General features: G+C 64.2%; 22 protein-coding genes. 7 read left to right on the forward strand and 15 right to left on the reverse strand.

Features of this window, described 5'->3' with window-relative positions:
- The first annotated feature begins 188 nt into the window (after nucleotides 1–188).
- Nucleotides 189–1,610 (forward strand): MFS transporter, encoded by a 1,422-nt coding sequence (locus E1H16_RS14655; RefSeq protein WP_134324653.1) that lies wholly within the window; start codon nucleotides 189–191, stop codon nucleotides 1,608–1,610.
- Nucleotides 1,611–1,661: 51 nt separating this feature from the next.
- Here E1H16_RS14655 and E1H16_RS14660 read toward each other — a convergent pair whose 3' ends face one another.
- Complete coding sequence (locus tag E1H16_RS14660) at nucleotides 1,662–3,008, reverse strand: NAD(P)/FAD-dependent oxidoreductase (protein WP_134324654.1); 1,347 nt, start codon at nucleotides 3,006–3,008, stop codon at nucleotides 1,662–1,664.
- Nucleotides 3,009–3,124: 116 nt separating this feature from the next.
- Between E1H16_RS14660 and E1H16_RS14665 the strand changes: the two genes are divergently transcribed.
- Complete coding sequence (locus E1H16_RS14665; RefSeq protein WP_134324655.1) at nucleotides 3,125–3,571, forward strand: ribose-5-phosphate isomerase; 447 nt, start codon at nucleotides 3,125–3,127, stop codon at nucleotides 3,569–3,571.
- 82 nt (nucleotides 3,572–3,653) lie between these two features.
- Here E1H16_RS14665 and E1H16_RS14670 read toward each other — a convergent pair whose 3' ends face one another.
- Nucleotides 3,654–3,845, reverse strand: coding sequence for a hypothetical protein (locus E1H16_RS14670; RefSeq protein ID WP_134324656.1), 192 nt, complete (start codon nucleotides 3,843–3,845; stop codon nucleotides 3,654–3,656).
- A 3-nt stretch (nucleotides 3,846–3,848) separates the two neighbouring features.
- Nucleotides 3,849–4,577 (reverse strand): mycothiol-dependent nitroreductase Rv2466c family protein, encoded by a 729-nt coding sequence (locus E1H16_RS14675; protein ID WP_134324657.1) that lies wholly within the window; start codon nucleotides 4,575–4,577, stop codon nucleotides 3,849–3,851.
- Nucleotides 4,578–4,618: 41 nt separating this feature from the next.
- Here E1H16_RS14675 and pepN point away from each other — a divergent pair, with 41 nt between their 5' ends.
- Complete coding sequence (gene pepN / locus E1H16_RS14680) at nucleotides 4,619–7,216, forward strand: aminopeptidase N (protein WP_134324658.1); 2,598 nt, start codon at nucleotides 4,619–4,621, stop codon at nucleotides 7,214–7,216.
- An 83-nt stretch (nucleotides 7,217–7,299) separates the two neighbouring features.
- Here the strand turns inward: pepN and E1H16_RS14685 are convergent, their stop codons facing one another.
- From E1H16_RS14685 to E1H16_RS14700, 4 genes are read right to left on the reverse strand one after another with little or no spacing between them, the layout of a single operon-like run.
- A complete protein-coding gene (locus E1H16_RS14685; RefSeq protein ID WP_134324659.1) occupies nucleotides 7,300–7,722 on the reverse strand; it encodes a DUF5130 family protein in 423 nt (140 codons plus the stop codon).
- Between the two features lie 15 nt (nucleotides 7,723–7,737).
- A complete protein-coding gene (gene ctaJ, locus E1H16_RS14690; RefSeq protein ID WP_134324660.1) occupies nucleotides 7,738–8,004 on the reverse strand; it encodes an aa3-type cytochrome oxidase subunit CtaJ in 267 nt (88 codons plus the stop codon).
- Between the two features lie 52 nt (nucleotides 8,005–8,056).
- Nucleotides 8,057–9,475: an amidase gene (locus tag E1H16_RS14695; protein WP_134324661.1), complete on the reverse strand. Its 1,419-nt coding sequence runs from the start codon at nucleotides 9,473–9,475 to the stop codon at nucleotides 8,057–8,059.
- 59 nt (nucleotides 9,476–9,534) lie between these two features.
- Nucleotides 9,535–10,473: a P-loop NTPase family protein gene (locus tag E1H16_RS14700; RefSeq protein ID WP_134324662.1), complete on the reverse strand. Its 939-nt coding sequence runs from the start codon at nucleotides 10,471–10,473 to the stop codon at nucleotides 9,535–9,537.
- Between the two features lie 96 nt (nucleotides 10,474–10,569).
- Between E1H16_RS14700 and E1H16_RS14705 the strand changes: the two genes are divergently transcribed.
- The 3 genes from E1H16_RS14705 (at nucleotide 10,570) to E1H16_RS14715 (ending at nucleotide 13,104) form a co-directional block, all read left to right on the forward strand.
- Nucleotides 10,570–11,490, forward strand: a complete 921-nt coding sequence (locus E1H16_RS14705; RefSeq protein WP_134324663.1) for a mechanosensitive ion channel family protein — start codon at nucleotides 10,570–10,572, stop codon at nucleotides 11,488–11,490.
- A gap of 24 nt (nucleotides 11,491–11,514) precedes the next feature.
- On the forward strand, nucleotides 11,515–11,928 hold the full coding sequence (locus E1H16_RS14710) for a globin (protein ID WP_134324664.1): 414 nt from the start codon (nucleotides 11,515–11,517) through the stop codon (nucleotides 11,926–11,928).
- Between the two features lie 123 nt (nucleotides 11,929–12,051).
- On the forward strand, nucleotides 12,052–13,104 hold the full coding sequence (locus E1H16_RS14715) for a hypothetical protein (protein WP_134324665.1): 1,053 nt from the start codon (nucleotides 12,052–12,054) through the stop codon (nucleotides 13,102–13,104).
- Nucleotides 13,105–13,188: 84 nt separating this feature from the next.
- Here E1H16_RS14715 and E1H16_RS14720 read toward each other — a convergent pair whose 3' ends face one another.
- From E1H16_RS14720 to E1H16_RS14740, 5 genes are all read right to left on the reverse strand, one after another.
- Nucleotides 13,189–13,839, reverse strand: coding sequence for a DUF8185 domain-containing protein (locus tag E1H16_RS14720; RefSeq protein ID WP_134324666.1), 651 nt, complete (start codon nucleotides 13,837–13,839; stop codon nucleotides 13,189–13,191).
- Nucleotides 13,836–14,267: an acyl-CoA thioesterase gene (locus E1H16_RS14725; protein ID WP_134324667.1), complete on the reverse strand. Its 432-nt coding sequence runs from the start codon at nucleotides 14,265–14,267 to the stop codon at nucleotides 13,836–13,838. Before E1H16_RS14725 ends, E1H16_RS14720 begins: the two co-directional genes overlap by 4 nt.
- Before the next feature lie 2 nt (nucleotides 14,268–14,269).
- Nucleotides 14,270–14,701, reverse strand: a complete 432-nt coding sequence (locus tag E1H16_RS14730; RefSeq protein ID WP_134324668.1) for an acyl-CoA thioesterase — start codon at nucleotides 14,699–14,701, stop codon at nucleotides 14,270–14,272.
- Between the two features lie 3 nt (nucleotides 14,702–14,704).
- Nucleotides 14,705–16,375, reverse strand: a complete 1,671-nt coding sequence (gene ettA, locus E1H16_RS14735) for an energy-dependent translational throttle protein EttA (protein ID WP_134324669.1) — start codon at nucleotides 16,373–16,375, stop codon at nucleotides 14,705–14,707.
- 131 nt (nucleotides 16,376–16,506) lie between these two features.
- Nucleotides 16,507–17,028 (reverse strand): hypothetical protein, encoded by a 522-nt coding sequence (locus E1H16_RS14740; protein WP_134324670.1) that lies wholly within the window; start codon nucleotides 17,026–17,028, stop codon nucleotides 16,507–16,509.
- 124 nt (nucleotides 17,029–17,152) lie between these two features.
- Between E1H16_RS14740 and E1H16_RS14745 the strand changes: the two genes are divergently transcribed.
- Nucleotides 17,153–18,433, forward strand: coding sequence for a lipopolysaccharide biosynthesis protein (locus E1H16_RS14745; protein WP_166741789.1), 1,281 nt, complete (start codon nucleotides 17,153–17,155; stop codon nucleotides 18,431–18,433).
- Here the strand turns inward: E1H16_RS14745 and E1H16_RS14750 are convergent.
- The 3 genes from E1H16_RS14750 to E1H16_RS14760 form a co-directional block, all read right to left on the reverse strand.
- Nucleotides 18,400–19,599 carry a beta-ketoacyl-[acyl-carrier-protein] synthase family protein gene (locus E1H16_RS14750; RefSeq protein ID WP_134324672.1) on the reverse strand — a complete coding sequence of 400 codons (1,200 nt, stop codon included), beginning with the start codon at nucleotides 19,597–19,599 and terminating at the stop codon, nucleotides 18,400–18,402. The genes E1H16_RS14745 and E1H16_RS14750 overlap by 34 nt on opposite strands.
- On the reverse strand, nucleotides 19,596–19,841 hold the full coding sequence (locus E1H16_RS14755; protein ID WP_134324673.1) for an acyl carrier protein: 246 nt from the start codon (nucleotides 19,839–19,841) through the stop codon (nucleotides 19,596–19,598). The genes E1H16_RS14750 and E1H16_RS14755 overlap by 4 nt, the downstream gene beginning before the upstream one ends.
- A gap of 111 nt (nucleotides 19,842–19,952) precedes the next feature.
- On the reverse strand, nucleotides 19,953–20,213 hold the full coding sequence (locus E1H16_RS14760; protein WP_134324674.1) for a hypothetical protein: 261 nt from the start codon (nucleotides 20,211–20,213) through the stop codon (nucleotides 19,953–19,955).
- Between the last annotated feature and the right edge of the window lie 4 nt (nucleotides 20,214–20,217).

Here is a 20,217-nt window from a genome sequence, read left to right on the forward strand (position 1 = left end):
AAATTCACGCGACAGTTGTCAGGGGCGGCGCCTACGCTTTTCCCATGCACCCTGACGCCGCATCCGGCGATGTTCCGCACGAATCTGACGCGCGCCTAGCCGGCGATCCTGGCGACGCGCTCGCGCCCGACCCTCACAGCTCAGCAACATCAGCCAGATCAGAGGGGCCTAAGGTTCCCGCCGACGGCATGCGCACATTTCTGCACGTGCTCGTCAACACCGCGCTCGCTAACGTCACGACGAGCTTCCTATGGTTCGCGCTCACTTTCTGGGTATACCTAGAAACTAGGTCTGTGCTCGCAACCGGGGTGATCGGTGGCGCGTACATGCTGCTGGTCGCCATGTTCAGCATGTTCTTCGGCACGCTCGTTGACCGCTACCGCAAGCACCAGGTGATGGTGGCCTCCGCCGTAGGTACGTTCGCCCTGTTCGGTCTCGGCGGACTCGTGTACGCCGTCGTCCCCACCAGTTCGCTGTTGGATATCGGCCAACCATGGTTCTGGGTGTTCACCGTCATCATTCTCTGCGGCTCAGTCATCGAACAGTTGCGCAATATCGCGTTGTCGACGACGGTCAGCCTGCTGGTGCCGGCCGAGCGGCGCGCCAACGCAAACGGGATGGTCGGTACCGTTCAAGGTCTGGCGTTCATGGTCACCAGCGTGTTCAGCGGTCTGGCGATCGGCATGATGGGCATGGGGTGGACCATCGTGATCGCCGTCGTGCTGGTTGCTGCCGCGCTCGTCCATCTGCTCACACTGGGCATCCCCGAACCTGAAGTCGCGCGCGATCCGAACAACCGAGGCGTCGATTTCCGTGGCGGTTATCTAGCTGTGCGCGCGGCATCCGGTCTGCTGGCGCTGATCATTTTCACCACGTTCAACAACCTCACCGGCGGCGTCTTCATGGCGCTGATGGACCCGTACGGGCTCGAACTGTTCTCCCCCGAGGTGTGGGGCGTCGTGCTCGCCGTCACGACCACGGGATTCCTTATCGGTGGTGCGGTCATCGCGAAATTCGGGCTCGGCAAGAACCCGATCCGCACGATGCTGATCATGGTCATGGTGATCGGCGTGCTCGGGTCGACGTTCGCGATTCGCGAAGTGTGGTGGCTATACGCGATCGGGATCTGGCTGTTCATGATCACCATGCCGGTCGTCGAGGCGGCCGAGCAAACGATCATCCAGCGCGTCGTTCCGTTCCGCAAGCAAGGGCGTGTTTTCGGGTTCGCGATGACGTTCGAGTCGGCATCGGCGCCCATCACATCGTTCCTGGTCGCACCCATCGCTGAATTCTGGGTGATTCCGTATATGAATGGGGAGTCTGGACAAGAGACGTGGGGCTGGCTGCTCGGCGAAGGCAGCACCCGTGGAATCGCGCTGTGCTTCCTCGCCGCGGGAATCGTGTCGATTCTGCTCGGCGCCGGGGCGTTCATGACGAAGTCGTACCGGAATATCTCAGCGCAGTACCGAGAAGCGACAAAGAACGACCCGGGCCAAGATAGGCAGCCGTCCAACGCGAGTGTTGACGTGCCGATCAACTCTCCCGAGCAGCCCGCCCAGCTACCGGACGAGCCCGACGAGACGCCGGCAACGGCGCCAGCACCGCGATGATCTCTGCGGGCGACGCCCGGCGGCGATCACTGGTGCTGGCCCCGGGCGGCGTCAAGCCGATCGCTGAGCGTGCTTCTCGAGTGGACTGTAATCAGGACCAAGGTCCTCGATCGCGGCGCGAGCGATCACCTGCTGGACCGACACTGCTCGCTCGGAACGGCCGCGTCCGATGAAGGACACCGTCCAATGCAGCAGAGTCGTCAATCGCTTCTTGAATCCGATGATGTAGAAGAGGTGCACGACCAGCCACATCAGCCAGGCGATCCACCCCGTGGCACGGATCGGGCCGGCGCTGACGATCGCGCGGAATCGCGAGATCGTTGCCATACTGCCCTTGTCGCGGTACTCGAACTTGCGGGTCACCGTCGGCATAATCAACCGATCACCGATCAGTCCCGCTGCATGTCGTCCGCCCTGAATCGCCACCTGCGCCACTCCCGGCAGCCCGTCCAGTGACATCATGTCGCCGACGACGTACACCTCGGGGTGATTCGGCAGTGTCAGGTCGGGGTTCACCATGATTCGCCCGGCCCGATCAAGCTCCGCACCGGACTGCTCCGCCAGCGTCTTGGTCAACGGCGAGGCCTGCACACCAGCGGCCCAAATCTTGCACTCCGCCGGGATCCGATAGGTCTTACCGTCTGGCCCCTCTACGACCAGACCGTAGGCGTCGACGTCCACCACCTTGCTGTTGAGGCGTACGTCGATGCCCACATGTTCGGCGGTTCGTTTTGCCTTGGCCGACAGTCGATCGCCGAACGTGCCGAGCATCTGCGGCGCGCCGTCCAACAGGATGACCTTGGCCTTACGGGTGTCGAAGTTGTTGAACTCCGACGGAAGTGCCCGGTACGCCAGCTCGGCGATCTGTCCCGCCATCTCGACGCCGGTCGGTCCAGCACCGACGACGACGAAGGTCATCAGCCGCTCGACCTCGGCAGGGTCAGCGGTGAGTTCCGCGCGCTCGAACGCACCGAAGATGCGACCGCGCAGTTCCAGCGCGTCATCGATTGACTTCATACCGGGCGCGAATCGCGCGAAATGATCGTTGCCGAAGTACGACTGCCCCGCTCCGGCGGCGACGATAAGCGAGTCGTAGCTCATCTTCATCCGCTTGTCGAACAGCCGGTAGTGAACGGCCTTGTTGTCCAGATCGATGTCGGTAACGTTCGCGAGGTGCACCTGCACGTTCTTTTGACGCCGCAGCACCTCACGCGTCGCCGGCGCAATCTCGCCAGCACTCAGAATGCCGGTCGCCACTTGATAGAGCAGCGGCTGGAACAAGTGCTGGCTAGTACGGCTGACCAAGGTGACGTCGACGTTCTTCTTCTCGAGCGCACGAGCGGCGAACAACCCGCCGAACCCGGAACCGATGATGACTACGTGGTGGCGCCTGCCCATCGTTAATCCCTCCGACTAAACGACTGCCCTTATCATGGTATGGGCGCTAGGGGCAAAACTGGGCCCGATTCGACACCGACTACCTCACGTTGAGACGTGCGCGATACGTTTTCCGTATGCGCGTTTTTATCGGCTGCGATCACGCCGGATTCGAACTCAAGAACTATCTCGTTGACCACCTCACCGACGCCGGGCATGAGGTGACAGACATGGGTGCCCACGTCTACGACAAGGACGACGACTACCCACCGTTCTGCATCGCCACCGCTGAATCCGTCCGCGACACCGCGGGGAGCCTCGGCATCGTGATCGGCGGGTCCGGAAACGGCGAGCAGATCGCCGCAAACAAGGTGAAGGGTATCCGGGCCGCGCTCGCCTGGAGCCCGGAAACCGCCTCGCTGGCGCGCGAACACAACAATGCGCAGGTTGTCGGCATCGGTGCGCGGATGCACACGCTCGAGGAGGCAGCGCAGATCGCCGACGCGTTCCTCGCCACGGCGTGGAGCGGCAACGAGCGTCACCAGCGCCGGATTGATCTGCTGGCCGACTACGAGGCGAAGTAGCAAGCTTTAGGACGTCGAAAGCCGCCGGTCGCCCCGTGGAGTGGGGTTACCGGCGGCTCGCTGTTATTGGGCGTTATTGGGCCTACGTCGGCGGCTTCCAGTTGCGCCGGACGATCTGCAAAGTCTCCTCGGCCTCGTCAAAGTCCTCCGCCGACGGGCGGTCTACGTCACGTACTCGCATCGCCCGGGGCCGTTCGATCTGCGACGGACCGTTCGCGACGACCTCGTGCACAGCGCGAGACTCGCCGTCCTGCTGTCCCCGTGCCCGTCCCATCGATTAGTCGAACTCGGGCGCTTCGTGCCGCGTCCGCTTGAGCTCGAAGAAGTGCGGGTACGAGGACAACAGCACCGTGCCGTCCCAGACCGTTCCCGCATCCTCGCCGCGAGGAATGCGCGACAGCACCGGCCCGAAGAAGGCCACGCCGTTCACGTGGATCGTGGGCGTGCCGACGTCCGGTCCGACCTTGTCCATACCCGCATGATGCGACTTGCGCAGATCATCGTCGAAGTCGCTGCTACGAGCCGCCTTCGCCAGCGACGCAGGAAGTCCGACCTCGGCCAGCGACTCCGCAATCACCTTGGCGTAGTCCTTGCGGCCCTGATTGTGGATTCGGGTGCCCATGGCCGTGTACAACCCGGAGAGGACCTCGTCGCCGTGGTTCTTCGCGGCGGCAATCGCGACCCGCACCGGTCCCCAGGCCTTCTTCATCAGCGCCTGGTACGACGAAGGCAGATCGCGTCCTTCGTTCAACACGGCCAGACTCATCACGTGGAAGTGGGCATCGATCTCACGGACCTTCTCGACCTCGAGAATCCAGCGCGAGGTGATCCAGCACCAGGGGCAAAGCGGATCGAACCAGAAGTCCGCACGATCACGCCCAACCGATGCGGTCGCCGAGGCCTTGCCCTTCTTGCCGAGTTTCTTCGCCGATCCCTTGCCGGACTTCTTCGCCGACTTCTTCCTGGCCTTCTTGGCCTCGTCGTCCGCGTCCTTCTTCTTGCCCATCTCGGCTCCAACGTTCTCGACAGCGTGGTGCGTTCGATCCTATGGCAGGATCGATTTCACCCGCTCCATCTGCCGGTAAGGACAAGGAAGCTCTCTTCGTGGCACACCCCAATCTCACGCGCGATCAGGCGCGGCAGCGTTCGTCCATCCTCTCCACCACCTCCTATGACGTCGCGATCGATCTCACCGACGGCACCGGTAAAGCGACTGATCGCACCTTCCGGGTGCACGCCACGATCGCCTTCGGCGCGACCGCAGGAGCATCGACATTCATCGACGTTGTCGCCGATTCGTTTCACAGCGCGACACTCAACGGCGTCGCGCTCGACACCTCGGCGTACCGGGCGGAGCATGGCCTGGCACTACCCGATCTCGCCGAGCAGAACGAACTGCGCATCGATGCAGAATTGCTCTACACCAACACCGGTGAGGGCCTGCACCGTTTCATCGACCCGAGCGACGGCGAAACGTATCTGTACTCGCAGTTCGAGACGGCGAACGCGAAGTTGATGTTTCCTTGCTTCGACCAGCCTGACCTCAAGGCCACGTACACGTTCCACGTGCGTGCGCCGCAGGGATGGCAGGTCGTCTCCAACGGTGTCCCCGAAGCCACCACCGAACACACCGATGGTTCGAAGACTGTCGACTTCGAGACCACCAAACCGATGTCGCCGTACATCACCGCGCTGATCGCCGGTCCCTTCCACCACGTGCACGATGAGCATGACGGCATTCCGCTCGGCATCTACTGCCGTGCTTCGCTGGCGAAGTATCTCGACGCCGAGGAGATCTTCGAGGTCACCAAACAGGGCTTCACGTTCTTCCAGGACCTCTTCGATTTCCCTTATGCCTTCGGAAAGTACGACCAACTGTTCGTCCCGGAGTTCAATTTCGGCGCGATGGAAAACGCGGGCGCTATCACCTTCCGCGATGACTACGTCTTCCAGTCCAAGGTCACCGAGTACCGCCTCGAGCGCCGCGCCGAAACGATCCTGCACGAGATGGCGCACATGTGGTTCGGCGACCTCGTGACGATGCGGTGGTGGGATGACCTATGGCTGAACGAGTCCTTCGCCACCTACGCGTCCGTGCATTGTCAGGCCGAGGCCACGAAGTACACGTCGGCGTGGACGACGTTCGCGAACGTGGAGAAAACCTGGGCCTATGACCAGGACACGAAGTCGACTACGCACCCGATCGCCGCTGACATGGTCGACGTCGAGGCCGTTGAGGTGAACTTCGACGGCATCACTTACGCTAAGGGCGCCTCGGTACTTAAACAGCTCGTCGCGTACGTCGGACAGGACGCGTTCTTCGCCGCGATCCGCGCGTACTTCAAGAAGCATCAGTACGGCAACACCGAACTCAGCGACCTATTCGCCGAACTAGAGGCGACCAGCGGGCGGGACCTGTCGTGGTGGTCGCAGCAGTGGCTGGAAAGCGCCCAGGTCAATACCCTGCGCCCGCTCATCACCACGGACGCTGACGGCGTCATCACGTCGTTCGCGATCGAGCAAAGCGCGCCGACCGACCACCCGACGCTGCGCACGCACCGCATCGCTGTGGGGTGCTACAACCTCGAGGGTGACGCACTCGTGCGTACGCAGCGAGTAGAGCTAGACATCTCGGGCGAGCGCACCGAGGTACCCGACCTCGTCGGCGGTGTCCGCGCCGACCTGATCCTGCTCAACGACGACGACCTCACGTATGCCAAGGTGCGTTTCGACGAGCAATCGCTGGCCTTCCTGCTGGATAACATCGACAAGTTCACCGAGTCGCTACCGCGAGCGCTGTGCTGGGGTGCGACGTGGGATATGACCCGCGATGGCGAGATGCGGGCGCGCGATTACCTGGCGCTGTTCCTGAAGGGCGTCGGCAGCGAGCAGACCATGAGCGTCATCCAGACGCTATCCGGGCAGGCGCAGACAGCAGTCTTCTCGTACAGCGCGCCCGACTGGTCGGCGACCGGCACCGAGCAACTGGCGGACTTTGCATGGCAGCAGACCGAAAAGGCGACCGGCGGTAGCGACGCGCAGGTTCACTGGTCACGCGTGTTCGCCTCGGCAGCCGTCACCGATGCACAGTTGGACACGCTCGCCGCGTTGGTCTCCGGGGAGCGCGTGCTGGAAGGTCTGGCGATGGACCTCGATACCCGCTGGGCTCTGCTCACCCCGCTGGTCGCCGCCGGACGCGCAGGCGATGTGGAGATCGAGTCCGCGATCGCCATCGACGCCGGCGATGTCGCGCAGCGTCGCGCGGCCACCGCTCGCGCCGTACGGGCAACCGAGCAGGCAAAGGCAGCTGCCTGGCAGGACACGGTCACCTCGAACGCGCTGACGAACTACATGCACGAAGCCACCGCACTCGGCTTCTATTCGTGGCGCCAGTACGAACTGACCCGCCCGTACCGAGATCGCTTCTTCGAGGCGCTGGACGGTGTCTGGCAGGACCGCTCGTCCGCGATCGCGCAACAGGTAACCGAACTGATGTTTCCGCGGTTGATCGAGCCGGCGACCGTCGACGCCGCCGATCGCTGGCTAGCGCAGGATGGCCACGTCAGTGCGCAGGTGCGCCTCGTCGCCGAGCAGCGCGATGCGATCGTGCGCGCGTTAGCGTGTCGCCGCAAGGACGCCGAATAGCTCGACCGCTGCGGCACGAACGACGTGCGGCGTACTTCCCCCAGGGACGGGAAGTACGCCGCACGTGGCGTTTCAGGCGTGTGTTATTCGGCCGTGTTGCCTGCGGCGTCGGCGAGCATCCGAAGCGCGTTGACCAGGCCGCCGATCAGGTCGCCACCGGCGAAGCTGGAGGACATCGCCGCGACGGCGAGCTCGCAATCGCGGTCATCGATCCGCCGGGCAGCGTGTTCACCGACGCCGATTTCGATCGCATGCTCGTTGGGCGAGACTGCTACCAGGCAGGTATCGCGCGCTTCGTGGCCGAAAGTGCGGTGCTTCGCCGCGACGGCGCCGCGCCGGTCCGGCCCGAGGTCACCGATCAGTACCGAGAAGTTGATGCCGGTTTCGTGTGAGGACCTCGTCAGTGCCTCGGAGAGCCGATCCATCTCGGTGAAGTTGAACGGACCCGTATTGCCCTCAGGACCGAACGCGAGCGTCGGTGTGGATGTAGTGAGTGTGCTAGCCATATCGTCTCTCCTCGCTTACCAGGTACCGCTCGCGCCACCGACCATCGTCGTCGCGGGGACACTGTCGGTCCCGGACTCGATGGCGTGGATGGACTGGTGAACGCTCGTGCCCTGCTTCGGGCGTCCGACGAACCACAACGTGCCGCGATCCCAATGCTCGCCGAGCTTGTATCGCTTAGCGGTCTCGGTGTCACGGCTGGTCAAGAACGCCAGGAGGTAGGTCAGCAGGAGTACCAGGACGGGTCCGCCGACGAAAACAAGTAGGACGTGCGGGATGCTCATGCCTACAGAATCTAGCCCAGCGCTGAACTTTCTTCAGCCACGGGTTTGCCGATCAGGACCGCCACAGGTCTGGTACTCGCTCACGCCAGGGCGCGGCCGCCTGAAGTTGCGCGCTCAGCGCCAGCAGCGTGACCTCATCGGCCGGGCGCCCGACGAACTGCATTCCGATCGGTAGTCCGTCATCGCTCATCTGCAGCGGCAGGCTGATCGCAGGCTGACCGGAGACGTTGTACAACGACGTGAACGCCGAGTACTGCTTTTGCAGCTCGAAGTCGACGGCTGGGTCCTCGCCGTACCAGTCCAGCGGTCGCGCGACATCGGTCGTGACAGGCGTGAGGACGACGTCGTACGGCGCCAGCTTCTCCACGACACTGCGCCCGATCTGTCCCATCGTGACGTGCGCGGCCATCGCCTGCTGACCGGTAAGTTTCATGCCTTGCTCACGCAGCCAGCGGGTCAGCGGCTGCAGTCGCGGCAGTTGGTCGTCGGTGACCGGTAACGTCGTCGCTCCCAGCACCCACACCTGCACAAAGGCCGCCATTGCTTCCGGGCCGACCGGCGCTGGGATGTCCTCGACCTCGTGCCCGAGCGATTCCAGCAGTTCGGACGTGCGCTGCCATGCGGCAGTCACGTCCGGCGAGACCTGCGCGCCAGGTATGACCGGGTCGACGTACCGCCCGATCCGCAATGGGCCCACCTCGCGGCGCGTGGCGTCCAGGAATGTCTGCCCCGATGGCAGCGGTGGTGCCCAGTGTGGATCCGATCGCCCCGGCCCAGCGGTCAGGTCCAGGAACGCGGCGGCATCTTCTACCGTGCGCGCCAACGGGCCGGTCACTCCCAAACCAGCAGGGTCTACCCGCAGCGGTCCGCTCGTGATCCGCCCGCGAGCGGTCTTGAGGCCGACGAGCCCGCAGGCCGACGCGGGGCTACGGACGGAGCCACCGCCGTCCGAACCTTGCGCGATCGGCGCTAGACCTGCGGCGACGGCGGCTCCTGCGCCACCGGAGGACCCGGCAGCGAATCGGCCGAGGTCCCAGGGCGTGCGCGCGGTCGGACCGACGTCGTTGCGTGTCCAGCAAGGAAACCCGAACTCGGGTGTCTGGGTCTTACCGAGGCTGACCATGCCGCCGTCCAACAGGCGCGCGATCGCCTCGTCCGTGTGTACGGCGATGTTCTCGCGCATCAGCGCGCTGCCGAATGTCGTCCGCACGCCTTCGATGTTGTTGAGGTCCTTGATCCCGATCGGCACCCCATGCAGCTGGCCAAGTCGCTCGCCGTCTCGTACAGCGCGCTCGGCCCGGCTCGCGTCTCGTCGGGCGTCCTCAGCGGTGATCGTGACAAATGCGCCGACCGATTCATTGAGCCGCTCGATGCGCGCGAGATAGTGCTCGGTGAGCTCGACCGGGGATAACTCACCGGACGCGATGGCTGCGGCCTGCTCGGTGGCGCTTAGATCATGCAGTTCGGACATGGCCCCACGCTAGCGGGCGATCGGCCATGTTCGGTACCGGGCATTCGGCGCCAACTTGTTCAGTACCGGGATCGAAACACCTTGCGTGGACGGCCGGAACGACCCGCGCTGCGTTCTTCGCTGTCGACCGCGCCGGCGGCCTCGAGTTCGGCCAGAACCTGGACAAGCCGAGATCGAGTCCAGCCGGTCGCGGCCTGTAGCGCCGGATCCGACGCGCTGGCCGGGCCCCGAGTCACCAATTCCTCGAGTAACATCCGCGCCGGGCGCGATAGTGGGCGGCCGATCTCTCGGCGCAGGAACACTGAGCGGGACAGTTCGGCTGGGTCGACGCCCTCCAGCACGATGCGGCGGGCCGACTGAACCAGCGCCCGCGGGTTCCCACCGGAAGTCGCCACGACCACACGCAGCGCAGCGGCGTCCATTTCCTCCCGGTTGACCCGACGTCGCAGGAGCCCCGCGGCCTCCACGTCGGTCAATGGTCCTAACTCAACGACCACGTCGAAAAAATCCGAAGCACGGCTACTGAGCACGCTGGAGCGATCGAGTTCGGTACAGGTAACCACCCAGGCGACCGGCACTTGCCACATATCGTCGCGGTGGGTCCCGAATGCCTCGATGAGCAAGCGCGCCGGCGCGTTGTCCACGAGAACCACGAGATTGTCCGGCACCCCGGTGAAGCGAGCAAACTTCGCGTACGCCGAATCGCCGTCCACTACCGCCATCGCCGGCACCAGTTCGCTCAGCGCCTCGTGCAGCAACTCCTCCACCGATCCGATGGTCGCCGCGTTCACAAATCGTGGGTGTAGTGCTTCACGGGGCAGACGTCGCAGCAGCTGGTGAATGGTCGTCGTCAACCCGCTGCCGGCGCTGCCGGACAGCAAGACATTCAACCGCTGAGCCACCGCGGATTCGACTCGCGCGCATTCGGGTCCACGCTCGATGACGAGATCGCGATCGACGGAGGTTGACAACAGCGGACGGTTGGACAGTGTTGCCATTCACTTACTTTACTTACTGAAAGTTTTGTTAGTCAACTATGTCACGTCGAGCGCACCGACGGGCCAGCCGCGCGCCACTCTCTTACAGTGGACCGCATGACTGTCCACACCACTGCAATCGAGGCAGCGAGCGTGCAACTGGAGTTGAACGATGCGCTCGTGACTGGAGGCAGGATCGCGCTCATCGTCGCTCTGGCGATCATCGTGCGCTACCTGCTGCACCGCGCGATCCGGCGCGTCACGAAACGCTCGGTCGACGGCAGAATGCCCGTGATGCTGAAGGGCGTGAAGGGTCGCGCCCGGAATGTGATCGTGAACGCGGCCGGGCTGGACACTGAGCGCCGACGCCAACGCGCGGAAACGATTCGCTCGGTGTTGCAGAGCGTGGTCTCGATCGCCGTTTTCACCCTGGCGACTGCGCTGGTGCTCGGTGAACTGGGAGTCAACCTTGCGCCCATTGTGGCCAGCGCAGGCATCGTTGGTGTCGCCCTCGGTTTCGGCGCGCAAAACCTGGTCAAGGATTACCTCAACGGCATCTGCATGATCCTCGAAGATCAGTACGGCGTCGGCGATCTGGTCGACTTCGGCGACGTGGTCGGCACCGTCGAGGCAGTCAGCCTGCGCACGACGCGGGTACGGGATGTGGAAGGCGTCATTTGGTACGTGCGCAACGGCGAGGTGCTGCGGATCGCCAATCAGAGCCAAGGTACGGCCAGCGTTGTTGTCGATTTCCCGGTCGCGCACGGCACCGACCTCGAGCTCGCGCAGCGCGAGGTGCAGCGCGTACTCAGCGAGTACGCCGAAACCGAGGACGGCCAGAAGGTCATCCTGGCAGCACCGGAAGTGCTCGGCGTTCAGGCCGTCACCGCCGTCGGGATCACGCTGCGCGCGACACTGAGTGTGACCCCGCCCGACCGGTACCGGGTAGCCCGCCTACTCAACGGCAAACTCGCTGAGGCGTTCGCCGCCGCCGGAATCCGTACACCGCGGGTACCCTTCGAGTCGAACCCCCAATAGGCACCTTGGCGAAGTAGGAGCAACGTGACCACCCGAGCCCAACGCCACGGATCGTTCTACGACCAGATCGGCGGACACGAGACCTTTGTGCGTCTGGTGCGACGGTTCTACGAAGGAGTCGCCGCGGACCCCGAGTTGCGGGCGATGTACCCCGAGGAGGATCTTCACCCGGCCGAAGAGCGGCTGCGCATGTTCCTCGAGCAGTACTGGGGTGGCCCGTCAACGTATTCCGACCAGCGCGGGCACCCGCGCCTTCGGATGCGCCATGTTCCGTACCGCGTGACACCGCGCGCACGCGACATCTGGCTAGCCCATATGCGCGATGCACTCGATTCACTCGAGTTGGATCCCGAGCACGACGCACAGTTCTGGCAGTACCTCACCAATGCCGCGCACTCGCTGGTGAACGCCGACGATACGCATTCACCTCTCGGTTGATGTAACCCAGCGCACACCCCCGGACTCTGTTCTGTCACGGCGTAGTCACGGTTACGCGCCAGCAGGTAACGCCGCTGCCCAACGACGCGCAACCTCGGCGACTATAGATACAACATGTCGTCGATGAGCCCAGCCCCCGCTACCGGCGGTGCCCCCACGGCCCCGCCGCCCTCCCGCGTCACCAAGTATGCGTGGAGGTTGCTGGTGATCCTGCTGCCGCTGACGACCTTGCTGCTGTTCTTCCCATGGACGACGAACGCAATCACTCCGTCTGTCGACGTACGCCCCGAATTGGTGTGGTCCAGCGTGGCCACCATCGTGATCGGTGCCATCGCGCTGGCGTTCCCCAACCGCTGGATGTCTTACACCGCGGCGCTGCCCACCATCGGCGCGCTCACCGACCTCGGGCCGGTGCTGATGCCAGAGTCCGGTGAGTACCCGCTGGTCGTGCGAATCAACGTCATCGTTGTCGCGCTGATCGGCATCGCGTGGATGACGATGGCGATGGGCTATCCGGCCCGTGAACAACAGACCCGCTGGATCGTCGCGCCGGTCGCGGCGGCGTTGACCGTCGCCACGCTGTGGCTGCCGTGGTTGGTGATCTTCGGTATCGGTCAGCAGTCGGGCCAGGCGACCGCGATCGACGTGTTGTTCAGTACGTACGCAACCGCTGCGCCGGGGGTCGTCTTCACGCGCCTATCGGTCCTGATCATCATGATCGTCGGAATCGTTGGTGCCGTGCTGCCACTACTCAGCCGCACCTCGCGGGCCACCCGGATCGCGATGGGAATGACCCTCGCGTCAACGGTGGCGCTGGTGCTGCTGTGCTTGTGGCTATCGATGCCCGGTGACTCCGTACAGCCCGCTGATTACGCCTCTGGTCCGCGCGTGGCGATCGCCGGTTTCGCGATCATCACGTTGGTGTGGAACTCGCGCCTGAAGGCCGCCGGAGGCCCGGACGATGCTCCTCCCCCGCGCCGCATCGACGACAGCGGGTACATCCCGGTCATCATGTCGGGTTCGCTGCATTCGGATCCGCCGACGCCGCGACAATTCACACCCGGTCTAGATCTCACCCATCTACCAGGTACCGACCCGAATCAGTCCACCGGTCCGCACGGCACCATCGGCAACACCCTCAGCGGCGGCCCCGCCTACGGCACCCGAATGTTCTGAACTCGCTTGACGAGGCTGCAGCTCGCGGCACGAGCCCTTAGGTGAGCCCTCAGCAAAGCGCTCCGGCGAGTCCCAGCAGATCGCTCAGGTGAGTCCCAGCAAATCGATAGTCGCCGGCCGCCGGAACGCTGCGCCGATCCGCGTCGCGGCCACCACCCACTTCCCGTTCGTAGCGACCCGGATGGTGTCATTTGAGCCCTCTGATTCGGTGAGGAAACCCAATCGACTCATCGCCACCAGCATCCGCATCGGTATCTCTACCGGGTCAATGCCGTCCCGATCGACCATCGCGATCGTCTGGCTCAGCATCGCGTCACCGGCCGCGGCCACCTGGCTGTCGTCCAGCGCGCGCAACTGAGATCCGGCGAGATCGAGCGTTTGGCGAATCTCGGTCGTCGGCAGGTCCTCGCGATGAGTCCACGCCGACACCGGCGGCAACGATGCCCGCCACTGCTCATCGACACGCTGCGGCAACGGCACACGATCAGACGCCGTGACGGAGCGTTCGACGGCGTCGGCCAGCGCGGACGCCGGGGCCGTGATGTCGGTGGCGCCGTCCAACGTGGCCGTGAAGTCCTTGCGGATCAGCACTCCGACGACCAACGCGAACGCCGTCGTGCCCGCGTCGCTGCTCTTGAGGCGCACCAGCCCGTCCGGCGCCAACCGCGCCACTCGCGAACTGAACGTGAGCAGATCGGTACGCGCCGCCGGAGTCGCCGGCAACAGCTCGATCATCCCCTGCCCCCTTCCGGGGAGAACGACAACAGGTACTCGCGCTCGACCGGGGTAAATCGGCGTGGCCGCCCGGTCTCGAAGTTGATCGGCGCCAGCGTCGTCGTGGCAGTCACGGCCAACTCCGGCTGCTCGCCTGAGTCGTTCCACAACTCGTACGCCGTGATGTAATGCGCGGCCTTGAGCGTCTCCACCCACAGCCGCGCCCGCAGCGGGGTTGACGAGAACGGCACCTGTCGCCGGTAGCGAATCTGGTGTTCGACCACGACGATCCCGTTGGCCAACAAATCGTTGCCGGTCTCATCGCCCGGACGCGAGTCGAACGCGCTGACGCGAGCCTGTTCGAGGTACGTCACGAAGGTCGCGTTATTGACGTGACCATAGGCGTCCATATCCCCCCAGCGCAGGGGGATCTGTGTTTCAAAAACCATCGCTATGTGTCTTCAGCGGCGGCGTACGACTCGATCCAGGAGCGCTGAGTCTCATCCCACGCCAGCGACTTTCCTGCCTGATAGTCGAAGTGCACGAGCACGCAGTGCACCGTGCATGCGGGGCTGGAATCGCCGCTACCCCACAGTTCCTCGCGGATTCGCACGGAGGTACGGCCGATGCTCAGCGCGGAGCAGCGCATCACCATCTGCTTGTCGGATTCTTCCTCGGTGAGGACCTGCCGGTGATAGTCGATCTCCTGGCGCGCCAGGATCAGCGACGAGCCCATATCGCCGTCGGCGCGGCCAGGCAGATTCGAGAACCACTCGATCCGGGCGTCCTCGGCGAATGTCGCGAACTTGCCGTTGTTGATGTGCCCGTTGCGGTCGGCGTCTGACCAGCGCAGGTAAATCGTGTAGTCGTAGGTCTGCGCCATGCCTTATCCCCGAGTGAGCTTGCGGTAGGTCGCGCGGTGCGGGCGAGCCGCCTCCGGGCCGAGTCGTTCGACCTTGTTCTTCTCGTATGCATCGAAGTTGCCCTCGAACCAGAACCACTGCGAATCGCCTTCGTAGGCGAGAATGTGGGTGGCAATGCGGTCCAGGAACCACCGGTCGTGGGACGTAACGACGACGCATCCTGGGAATTCCAGCAACGCGTTTTCCAGGCTGGACAGCGTTTCGACGTCCAGGTCGTTCGTCGGCTCGTCCAGCAGGATTAGGTTGCCGCCCTGCTTGAGGGTGAGCGCGAGGTTCAAGCGGTTGCGCTCACCACCGGACAGCACTCCCGCGGGCTTCTGCTGATCGGGGCCCTTGAAACCGAACGCGGAAATGTAGGCTCGCGACGGCATTTCGACCTTGCCGACCTGGATGAAGTCAAGGCCGTCGGACACGACCTCCCAGACGGTCTTCTTCTCATCGAGTCCCAGACGTCCCTGGTCGACGTACGACAAACTGACTGTCTCACCGAGCCGCAGCGCACCAGAGTCCGGCTGCTCCTGGCCGACGATCATCTTGAACAGAGTCGTCTTACCGGCGCCGTTGGGACCGATTACGCCAACGATGCCGTTGCGCGGTAGATCGAAGGTCAGATCATCGATCAGGATCCGGTCATCGAACCCCTTGGTGAGGTGGTTTGCCTCAACGACGATGCTGCCCAGGCGCGGGCCCGGCGGGATCTGAATCTCTTCGAAGTCAAGCTTCCGCGTCTTCTCGGCCTCAGCCGCCATCTCCTCGTAGCGGGCCAGACGCGACTTGCTCTTGGTCTGTCGTCCCTTCGCGTTCGAACGAACCCACTCGAGTTCTTCGGCGAGCCGCTTGGAACGCTTGGCGTCCTTTTGACCTTCGACCTTCAAGCGGGCCTGCTTCTTCTCAAGGTACGTCGAGTAGTTGCCCTCATACGCGTGTGCGCGACCGCGATCGAGTTCCAAGATCCACTGCGCGACGTTGTCCAGGAAGTACCGATCGTGGGTCACCGCAACGACCGTTCCGGCGTACTTCTCCAGGTGTTGCTCAAGCCAGTTGACCGACTCGGCGTCCAGGTGGTTGGTGGGCTCGTCGAGTAAGAGCAGGTCTGGCGCTTCGAGTAGGAGCTTGCAGAGCGCGACGCGACGCTTCTCGCCACCGGAGAGGTTGCTGATCTCGGCATCTCCTGGCGGGCAGCGCAGCGCGTCCATGGCCTGCTCGATGGTGTTGTCGAGTTCCCAGCCGCCGCCGTGCTCAATCTTCTCCATGAGTTTGCCCTGCTCGGCCAGCAACTCATCGAAGTCGGCGTCCGGCTCGCCCATGGCCGCCGAGACTTCCTCGAACTTCGCGAGCGTGTCGCGCATATCGGCGACCGCGAGGTTGATGTTGTCCCACACAGACTTGGTCTCGTCCAGCTGCGGCTCCTGCATCAGGATGCCGACGCTGTACCCCGGGCTCAGGAACGCGTCGCCGTTCGACGGCGTGTCGATCCCGGCCATGATCTTGAGGACGGACGACTTACCGGCGCCGTTCGGGCCGACGACACCGATCTTTGCGCCCGGGTAGAACGCGAGAGTGACGTCATCGAGGATGACCTTGTCGCCGTGCGCCTTGCGCGCCTTGCGCATCGTGTAGATGTACTGCGCCACTGTCGGGTGCCTCTTTCATAACTGCGGTTGGGTAGAACTTTCACGCGTGCTCGACCCTGATTGTCCCTCAGCACGCGGCGGCGGTGCGCATCGGTCGGCAACGTCTCAACACGCCGAGGACCGACGCGCGCTCAGAACAAGACGAATAGCAGCACAACCACGAGCACCACGAGCACAACAGCAACCGCGGTGACTATCAGGCCGCGCGCGCCACCGACGCCACGGTTTGCTGTCGCAGGGACGCTCGGGACATCGGTCCGATGCTTGCGTGCCTCTGCTGGCGCACCAGCGGGACCCGGTCGGGCGGTAGCGTCGTCCGCGGGCTCGGCGGCTGCCGACTCGCCGCCGGCAAATGCGCGAAACTGCGCCGTACTGCCCAGCTCGGCTGGCGGTAGATCGACGTTGGGCCGCAGCGAGCCCTCCGAACGTACCGGCGGAGTGGGGTCCGAAAACCGAATTTCTCGGTCGTTGTCCTCGTCGATCGCCGGAGTACTACGCGAGCGCGGCCCGTCCGGATCGGCGGCCGCACGCGCACGCGCCTCGTCCGGGTCGTCGTTATGCGCGACGAAAGCCCGGAACTCGCCGGTGCTGCCCAGTTCAGCGGAATGCTCGCCAGGCTGCTGCGATTCGTGGGACTCGTGGGGAGAAGTCATTCCTCGTCCTCATTCGGGTGCCTTGTTCGCCCAACCCTACTCGGCACGCCGACGGGCCGTATCCTGGTGGCGACGTTGATAACGCACCGCCATCCCACTACGTACCCGGGGAGCTGCGCCGCCCGTGAGCTTGCGAGTCCCCTCGAATACGTCGCTTCGCAGGCTCGTCCCGTTTATCACGATCCTCTCGAACGTCCTGTCCTACTTGTTGTTCCTGGTCGCGGCGCGGCTGCTCGATCGTGCGACGTACGGCGAAACCCTGGCGTTGCTGAATGTCGTCGTCGTCGCGACCATCCCGGCATTCGCGATCCAGACTGTCGTCGCGCGGCGTACCGCAACCGGCGCGGTCGGACCGCGACTGTTGCGTTCCTCGGCCATCGTCGGCCTCGGATGCGCACTGCTGATCGCTCTCGCGTCACCGGTACTGGTCGAGTTCCTGCACCTACCCGGCTATATGGGCGTCATCAGTGGCGCGCTGACGGTTCCGCCGCTCGTCGTACTCGGGTTCGCCCAAGGCATCGCGCAGGGCAATGAGCGGTGGGGCCTGTTGTGCGGCGCGGTACTGCTGATGGGTGTCGGCCGGGTCGCCGGCGGTATCGCAGGGCTCGTGGTGGCTGAATCATCTACCGGTGCGCTGGTCGGCACGGCGGTCGGATTGATGATCGCGTGCCTGTTCGTCCTGCGCCCATCGGTACGCATGCTGCACCACTCGCGGCTCGACGAGACGCAGACGGTGCGTGGGCTGTTCGTCGAGACCGCGCATGCGGCCCATGCGCATGGTGCGTTCTTGCTGCTGGCCAGTCTTGACCTGCTCATCGCTCGCAATGTGCTCACTGCCGACCAAGCCGGGTGGTACGCCGCTGGAAACGTGGTCTTCCGGGCGGCGCTATGGCTGCCCCAGCCGGTCGCCACGCTGCTGTTCCCCGCAATGTCCGATACCCGACGGCATCGGCACGCGAGCCGTCAGGGCATCGCCGTAGTTGGCGCGCTGGTCGCGGTCACTGTCGGCGTATGTGTCGCATTCGGCGGTCTGGTCAGCCTGGTTATCGGCGGAAACAGCTTCGAGGACCTTGCCGACGACGTCTGGATGTTCGCCGTAGCAGGTGGCGCCCTTGCGCTGACCCAGTTCTGTATTTACGCCGGACTATCCCTGCAACGGCGCGGACGGCTGACCTTGGTCTGGGCGTGCATCGGCGCCGAGTTCGTGGCGGCGTACGCGCTGGGATTCGGCGACACACCGCACCAACTCATTGGCGCGGTGGCCGTGATCGTCGCGATCAGCGCGGTGATCGCGGTAGCGCAAGCACTCATAGAGAGCCCCGAGCGGTCCAGGCGACCGCTCGGGGCGAAGGTTAACGCAACTCAGGCGTCTCAGGCGGGTCCGAAGACTACCGAACCGTTGTGACCGCCGAACGCGAAACTATTGCTGATCGCGTACGTCGGCTCCCAATCGCGCCACTGCAAGACAATGTCGGAAACGATCTGCGGATCGACGTTCTGCGTACTCATCGTCGGCGGAATCTGCTTGTGCACGTAGCTCAGCGCCACCGCCACCGCCTCGATCGCGCCGGCCGCGCCGAGTGCATGCCCGGTGACCCCCTTGATGGACGTCATCGCCGGTCCGGGGTCGGTGCCGAACATGCGCGCAACCGCGGCACTCTCGGCAGCGTCGTTGAGCGGCGTCGAGGTACCGTGCGCATTCACCTGGGCGATCTGCGCCGGCTCGATCCCGGCGTCCTCCAACGCCAGACGCATGCAGTTGTACGCGCCATCGCCCTGCGGATCGGGTGCGGTGATGTGGTGCGCGTCGGCAGTTGAACCGCTGCCGAGCACCTCCGCGTAGATCTTCGCGCCACGAGCCTTCGCCGCTTCGTACTCCTCGAGCACGAGTACGCCGGCCGCCTCAGCGCTGCAGAAACCGTCCCGCTCGATGTCGAATGGCCGCGAGACGCCACTGGAACTGGTGGCCTTCATGTTGTTGAATCCCCCGCGCATGACACCGGTTTGGCACGATTCCGAACCGCCGGCGAGGACGACGTCGCAGCGGCCGGATGCCACGAGTTTGGCTCCGTTGGCGATCGAGTGAGTGCCTGAGGCACACGCGGTCGCTATGGTCTCGACGGGGCCGCGCAGGCCCAGCCGCATCGAGGCTGCCGCCGCGCCCGCATTCGGCATGACCATCGGCACGACGAGCGGCGATACGCCCTTCTCGCCCTTATCACTCAACAGCACCTGCGCGTTGCTTTCCCAGGCGTGAGCGCCACCGATACCGGTGCCCAAAACGACGCCGCACTTCCATTCGTCGTACCCGGTGATCCCGTCCTCGCCAAAGCTGTCGGCGATTGCCATCTTCGCCGTCGCGAAAGCGAGTTGTGCGAATCGATCCATCCGGCGTGCTTCGGTGTGCTTGAGCCCGTACTCTTTCGGATCGAAGTCGGCGATCGTTCGCTCTGTCTCGGGCTCAGCGACCTGACCCAAACCCGCCCAGAACGCATCCAGTCCTGTGCCGCACGGGGCGATAACACCGAGACCTGTGATGACTACCCGACGTCCGTCACGCGATTCGATCACGCCTGTCCTCCTGTTTTGCTCAGCACTAATTTCTCCAGGTCGCCGTACGTCGCAACCTGCGCCAGCTCCTCATCGCTGATATCGATCGAGTAGCGGCCTTCGAGTTCGATTGACATTTCGATCGCGGTCAACGAGTCCACGCCGAGGTCTTCGGTCAGTAGCGCGTACTCGGTGAGCTTCTCGGGATCGAGCTGCAGGTACGTGGCGACGTCGCCCCTGACCTGGTCTGCGGTGATGCTCATCAGCTACGGCTCCTTCTCGACGATGGCCATCGGTGTTGCTGTTTATTCTGTCGTGACTCATGTGCGACTGCGACATGGCCGTATGTTTCACCAGCCGCGTGTCGCCAAGGCCTACTCGGCCTGCGGGGTCGTGGTGCTGCGCGCCCGGCGCTCGGCCGCCTTACGTTCGGCGATCTTGATATCGCGAGCTCGCTTACGCTCGCCGAGAGTCTCGCCACGAATCGCGGACAAGAAGAAAGCCACCGCGGACAGTATCGGCACCACGCTCCACAGGAACCATGCCGCGTTCGAAGTCAGGATCGAAACCCCGGTGAATACGAACAGCACCGCGATAAGAGAAACAGCAGCCCAGATGGCCGCACTACGTGACATATGA

The organism is Cumulibacter soli, from assembly GCF_004382795.1.
In the GTDB taxonomy this organism is placed as follows: domain Bacteria; phylum Actinomycetota; class Actinomycetes; order Mycobacteriales; family Antricoccaceae; genus Cumulibacter; species Cumulibacter soli.

Coding starts and splice junctions, on each gene's coding strand:
- E1H16_RS14725 (WP_134324667.1), bottom strand. CDS start 14,267: ATGGTTTTTGAAACACAGATCCCCCTGCGCTGGGGGGATATGGACGCC.
- ctaJ (WP_134324660.1), bottom strand. CDS start 8,004: ATGAGCATCCCGCACGTCCTACTTGTTTTCGTCGGCGGACCCGTCCTG.
- E1H16_RS14660 (WP_134324654.1), bottom strand. CDS start 3,008: ATGGGCAGGCGCCACCACGTAGTCATCATCGGTTCCGGGTTCGGCGGG.
- E1H16_RS14730 (WP_134324668.1), bottom strand. CDS start 14,701: ATGGCGCAGACCTACGACTACACGATTTACCTGCGCTGGTCAGACGCC.
- E1H16_RS14665 (WP_134324655.1), top strand. CDS start 3,125: ATGCGCGTTTTTATCGGCTGCGATCACGCCGGATTCGAACTCAAGAAC.
- E1H16_RS14740 (WP_134324670.1), bottom strand. CDS start 17,028: ATGACTTCTCCCCACGAGTCCCACGAATCGCAGCAGCCTGGCGAGCAT.
- E1H16_RS14700 (WP_134324662.1), bottom strand. CDS start 10,473: ATGGCAACACTGTCCAACCGTCCGCTGTTGTCAACCTCCGTCGATCGC.
- E1H16_RS14685 (WP_134324659.1), bottom strand. CDS start 7,722: ATGGCTAGCACACTCACTACATCCACACCGACGCTCGCGTTCGGTCCT.
- E1H16_RS14705 (WP_134324663.1), top strand. CDS start 10,570: ATGACTGTCCACACCACTGCAATCGAGGCAGCGAGCGTGCAACTGGAG.
- E1H16_RS14715 (WP_134324665.1), top strand. CDS start 12,052: ATGAGCCCAGCCCCCGCTACCGGCGGTGCCCCCACGGCCCCGCCGCCC.
- E1H16_RS14760 (WP_134324674.1), bottom strand. CDS start 20,213: ATGTCACGTAGTGCGGCCATCTGGGCTGCTGTTTCTCTTATCGCGGTG.
- E1H16_RS14655 (WP_134324653.1), top strand. CDS start 189: ATGCGCACATTTCTGCACGTGCTCGTCAACACCGCGCTCGCTAACGTC.
- E1H16_RS14675 (WP_134324657.1), bottom strand. CDS start 4,577: ATGGGCAAGAAGAAGGACGCGGACGACGAGGCCAAGAAGGCCAGGAAG.
- E1H16_RS14695 (WP_134324661.1), bottom strand. CDS start 9,475: ATGTCCGAACTGCATGATCTAAGCGCCACCGAGCAGGCCGCAGCCATC.
- E1H16_RS14670 (WP_134324656.1), bottom strand. CDS start 3,845: ATGGGACGGGCACGGGGACAGCAGGACGGCGAGTCTCGCGCTGTGCAC.
- E1H16_RS14720 (WP_134324666.1), bottom strand. CDS start 13,839: ATGATCGAGCTGTTGCCGGCGACTCCGGCGGCGCGTACCGATCTGCTC.
- E1H16_RS14755 (WP_134324673.1), bottom strand. CDS start 19,841: ATGAGCATCACCGCAGACCAGGTCAGGGGCGACGTCGCCACGTACCTG.
- pepN (WP_134324658.1), top strand. CDS start 4,619: ATGGCAGGATCGATTTCACCCGCTCCATCTGCCGGTAAGGACAAGGAA.